This is a genomic window from Luteibacter sp. P4_E6, assembly GCF_056401535.1.
On sequence record NZ_JBFUJE010000275.1, the window covers coordinates 1 to 5,217 of the forward strand.

Annotated in this window: 3 protein-coding genes; all 3 read right to left on the bottom strand. The window is 66.6% G+C overall.

What is annotated here, in order from left to right; genetic code table 11:
• Positions 1 to 118 precede the first annotated feature (118 nt).
• Complete coding sequence (locus AC1DT2_RS15200) at positions 119 to 3,199, bottom strand: ligand-binding sensor domain-containing protein (RefSeq protein WP_477297211.1); 3,081 nt, start codon at positions 3,197 to 3,199, stop codon at positions 119 to 121.
• 40 nt (positions 3,200 to 3,239) lie between these two features.
• Positions 3,240 to 4,787: a putative bifunctional diguanylate cyclase/phosphodiesterase gene (locus tag AC1DT2_RS15205; protein WP_213946905.1), complete on the bottom strand. Its 1,548-nt coding sequence runs from the start codon at positions 4,785 to 4,787 to the stop codon at positions 3,240 to 3,242.
• A gap of 151 nt (positions 4,788 to 4,938) precedes the next feature.
• On the bottom strand, positions 4,939 to 5,217 hold a 279-nt coding region (locus tag AC1DT2_RS15210; RefSeq protein ID WP_477297212.1), incomplete at its 5' end, for an alpha/beta hydrolase family protein.

Genomic DNA, 5,217 nt, shown 5'->3' on the forward strand with positions numbered 1-5,217 from the left:
GGGCTTGCCGCACTCCGCTCTCACCCCGAAGCCTACGCCGACGCAAAGACACAAGCCGCTTCAGCGGCGATGCCTGTTGACAGCCAAGAGCATCGCCGCTGAAGCGGCTCCCACAGAATCAGAGGCCAGCGATACGACTCCGGTTACGCCCGTCGTTCTTCGCCTCATAAAGCGCTTCATCCGCGCGGCCCAGCAGCGAATTCAGCGACTCCGGCGAACGCCACATCGCCACGCCCGCGCTCACCGTGATGCGAATCCGGTAATCCCCGTGGACGATCACCAGCGCCGCCAGCGCGTGGCGCACGCGCTCGGTGATATCCAGTGCATGCTCGGCCAGCGCGCCGGGAAGGCAGAGGATGAACTCCTCGCCACCGAAGCGCCCGGCCAGATCGTCCGCGCGGCACATCGACGAAATCACCCGCATCGTCTCGCGGATCACCGTGTCGCCGGCCAGATGGCCGAAGGTGTCGTTGACCGTCTTGAAGTCGTCGATATCCAGCAGCACGAGGCTGAAGGGAATGCCGTCGTTGGCCGCGCCCTGGCGCACGCGCTCGGCCTGTTCGAGGAAGCGGCGACGATTGAGCGAACCGGTGAGCTCGTCGGTGCCGGCCAGATGATCCAGACGCTCGTTGGCTGCCTTGAGGTCACGCGTGCGGGCGTCGACCTGGGCCTGCAGCAGCTCCGCACGGCGGCGCAGGTACAGCGTGCGCAGCGAGACCAGGCCGAAGAAGGCGGCTACGGCGAGCGCCACGGCGGCCAGCAGGGTCCAGGGGCTTTCGTACCAGCGCGGGGTCACGTCCACGCGTACCGAGGTTTCCACGGTACGCGCATCGAGGCCGCGCATCGTGGCGCGTAGCCGAAGCGTGTAGGTGCCGCTGGCCAGGTTGGTATAGATCGCGCTGGGCGGAATACCCCGTGCGACCTCATTCCAGCCCGTGTCGGCGTCGTCCATGCGGTAGGCGTAATGCGTTTCCATCGGCGCGCGATAGTCGAGCAACGCGAAATCCACGCGCAGGTTACGACCGTCGCCGCCAATGGTGATCCGGCCGCCGTCTTCGGGCAGGTCGGCCAGCGGCAAGGGTTTGTCGTTGATGCTCACGTGCGTGACGGCCATGCGCGGCGGCACGATCTGCGGTGCCACCCAGTACGGACGAATCACGGTCAGACCGCCGAGGCCGCCGAACATCAGTTCGCCGCCGGGGGCCTCCGCCGCCGCGCGGTGGATATAGCTGGGAATGCGCAGGCCGTCACGTATGCCCAGGTCCGAGACGCGGTGGCTGCCGGTGTCGATCACGGCCACGCCGTTGGCCATCGAGGCCCACACCCGATCGTCGTGGTCGACCAGCAGCGCGTTGATCTTGCTGTTCACCAGCCCCTCGCGCGCACCGATCAGGCCGAACCGGAACGGGCCATGCGGATTGAACTGGTCCAGGTAGGCAATGCCGCCGAACGTACCCAGCCACAGGCGATGGTGCGAGTCGAATACCATGGAGCCGGTGTAGTCCTGCGGCAGGCTGTTGGGATCGGCGGGATCGTGGCGCAGGTTCACGAAACCCGGCTGGCCGTCGTAGCCGATGCTGATACCGCTGATGGTGGCGAACCACCAGGCGTCCGGCATGCGCACGATGTGGCGCACCTGGTCACCCACGATGCTCGCCGGATCATGCGGGTCATGGCGCATCTGGATGAGCTTGCCGGTGACCGTGTCGTACTGGAAAAGACCGTCGTAGCCGCCGATCAGGATCTCGTTGCCATCGCGCTGCATCGACAGGATGAGCCGGCCGTCCAGGCTGGGGATCATCGAGCTGTGCAGGGCGAAGGTGTCGGGATCGATACGCGAGATGCCCTGCGCGCCTGCCCAGATCGAGCCGTCCGGCGCGACCACGAAAGCCTGCACGTCGCGCTCGGCCTGTTCGCCGCCCAATTGCAGGTGGCGCATCGTGCCCTTGCCCAGGTCGAGCACGTCGATGCGCCCCATGCCGAGGCCGAGCCATACGCGCCCGCGCGGATCGACGAACACCGAGTGCACGTTGGCATTGGACAGCGTGTGCGACTCCAGCGGCGACGGCAGCACGGAAAACACCTTGCGGCCATTCGGGTCGTAATGCGCCGCACCCAGTTCGGTGGCCACCCAGATGTTGCCGGTGCTGTCCTGGAAGATGTCGCGCGTGATATCTCCCGGCAACGACGAGGGCATGGCCGCGTCGTGACTCAGCACGCGCAACTGGCTGGTGTTGAAGTCGTAAGTGACCACGCCGGCACCGTCGGTGGCGGCCCAGAGCACGTGTTGGGGGGTCTCGTGGAAGGCGCGCACCGTGCGCCGGCGAGCCATGCCGTTCTTGCCGGAGAAGCCCGGTACCAGATGCGCATGGCCCTGGGCGTCGATGTTGACGGCACCGGACTGGCCGGTGCCGACCCACAGGCGCGACTGGCTGTCCTCGAACAGCGCCCATATCTGGTCGTGAAGAATTTCGTCGATCGCCGGATCGTCCGACGCCACGCGCTGGAAGCGCTCGCCCGGGCGGCGCACGAACAAGCCGTTATCCGCGCCTGCCCACACGTTGCCCGCCTTGTCCTCAGCGACGACGAAGGTGCGTGCGAGCATGTCCTTCGCGTCGCCGGGCTGGCCGGATTCGTGGGTGATCTTGCCCGTACCGACATCGACGCGATCGATGCCACCTTCGGTGGCGATCCAGAACACATTGCGTTCGCGAGCACGGGCGATCGAAAAAATCTTGCCGTTCGAGGTCCCGCCGGCGCCAATGGGATAGACGTGGAATCGTGTCGTCACCGGGTCGAAGCGCACCAGGCCACCGGCATTCGTACCGATCAGCAGGCCGCCGTCGGCCAGTGGCATGAGATCACGCACATAAGCGTCGGGCAGCACGGCGCCGGCGTAAGCGTCGGGCTCCTGGCCGAATACCTGCATCCGGTAGCCGTCGTAACGGGCGAGGCCGCCGAAGGTGCCGATCCAGATTACCCCGCGGGTGTCCTGCACGATGGCGGTGGTGGTCGAATGCGGCAGGCCATCGGCGACGCCGACCGTGTCGAACCAGGCGGTTTCGTAGACGGCCCAGGGGTCGACGCCGACGGTGGGTGCGGCGGGAGCTATCGCCGCTGAAGCCGCTCCCACAGGAACCGGGCTCTTCGTGGGAGCCGCTTCAGCGGCGATGGCCCCCGCGACAAGGCAGCAGGCCAATCCGGCTCCCACCAGGAAACGGGAGATGCGCGGCCGCCCGTCAGCCTGCATAGACCAACGTCGGGTCGAGATACCGACTGAAAGCAGCCGGCGTCATGGGGCGCGCAAAGTAGAAACCCTGCCCCACGTCGCACCCGAGCCCTCGCAACCAATCGGCCTGCGCTTCGGTTTCGACGCCTTCGGCGATGGTGCGCATGTTGAGTTTCTTGGCCAGCCCGACGATCGCTTCGGTGATCTCGCGGTCGACGAGGTTGGAGTCGCTGCCGCGCACGAAGGACTGGTCGATCTTGATCGTGCCGACGGGCAACTCACGCAAGTGGCCGAGGTTCCAGTAGCCGGCACCAAAGTCGTCGATCAGCAGGTCGAAACCGTGCGAGCGCAGCTTGACCAGCTGGCGCAGGGTTTCTTCCGGCTCGCGCATCGCCGTGGACTCGGTGAGCTCGAAGCGGATCCGCATGGGATCCACGCCGTAGGAACGCACCGTGCGAGCCAGCGTCTCGACGAAAGCCGGCCGGCTGAGCTCATGCATGGAGAGGTTGATGGCGACGTAGTCGACGTGGGTGCCGGCCGCATCCCACAGCTTCACCTGCGTCAGCACCGAGCGCAGCACGTATTCGCCCAGCGCATGGATGAGTGCCGAGCGCTCGGCGATCGGCACGAACACCGCCGGCGGCACGTCGCCGCGCACGGGATGATGCCAGCGTGCCAATGCTTCGACACCCGCCAGCGTACCGTCGCGCAAGTTACGCTTGGGCTGGTATTCCACGTCCAGCTCGCCACGCTGCAAGGCCTCGCGCAACTCCACCGTGAGGGCGAGACGCTCGCGTGCCTGCTCGAGCATGCCCTCTTCGTAGAAGCGGAAATCGGCCTTGCCCGTTTCCTTCACCGCATACATGGCGGCGTCGGCGTTACGGATGAGCGTTTCGGCCACATCGCCATCACGTGGCGCCACGGCGATACCGATACTCGGGCTGACGGCGACGAACTGCCCGGCGACGTTCACCGGCTGCGATACCAGATCGAGCACCTTGCGGCAGACGCGCACGAGGTTTTCGAGGCCGCCGTACGCCTGCACCACCACGACGAACTCGTCGCCGCCGAAGCGCGAGACCACGTCACGTTCGCGCACGCTGCTGCGCAGCGAGGTAGCCACCGCACGCAGGAAGGCGTCGCCGGCTTCGTGGCCCAGCGTGTCGTTGATCGACTTGAAGCCGTCGAGGTCGATGAAGAGCACCGCCAGCGACTTCGTTTCCCCCGAGGCCAGCGCCTCCTCCAGCTCCTGCATCAGGTAGGCGCGGTTGGGCAGCCCGGTGAGGGTGTCGTGGTAGGCATGGAAGGCGAGCGCGCGCCGGGCCTGCTCGCGCGGGTCCTTCAGGCGTGCATTGAGGCGCCGACGCTGGGTGTAGAGCCAGCCGATGACCAGGCCGGCCAGCGCGCTGACCACGATCAGGGCGACCAGCCAGCCGAGGCCTGCGCCGACGGTACTGAAACCCGAGCAGCGGTCGCCCTCGCCGGGCCCGATGAGGGACCAGCGAGCGCACTTCGCCATCGCCAGGTCGAGGCCGGCGTCGCTAAGATTTGTCAGCACGCCACGCTCCGGCCCTGCACAAGACGCTTCCCTTGGGAGTATCGGCCACTACCGCCCCCGACTTTAGTGTCGAAACCAGCCCGAATGATGATGGGTCGGTGGAAAAACGCAATCCATGGTGGTAGTTCGGTCAACCACCGTTCGGGAATGTCTACTTCCCGTTGGCCGGAAGGTAACGATCGAACCAGGCCAGGGCCCGGGCCAGCACGTCACGCCGGCTGGCGTCGCGCGCAAAGCCATGCCCCTCACCCGGGTAGACCACGAGCGAGGTCGGCACGTTCTGGGCGCGCAGCGCGTGCCAGAACTCGAACGACTGCGGGGCCGGTGTTTCGGCGTCGCGCTCACCGACCACGATCAGGGTCGGCGTCCGCACTTCCTTGATGAAGTTGATGGCCGAGCTCTTCGCGTACACGCCCGGATCGTCGTACAC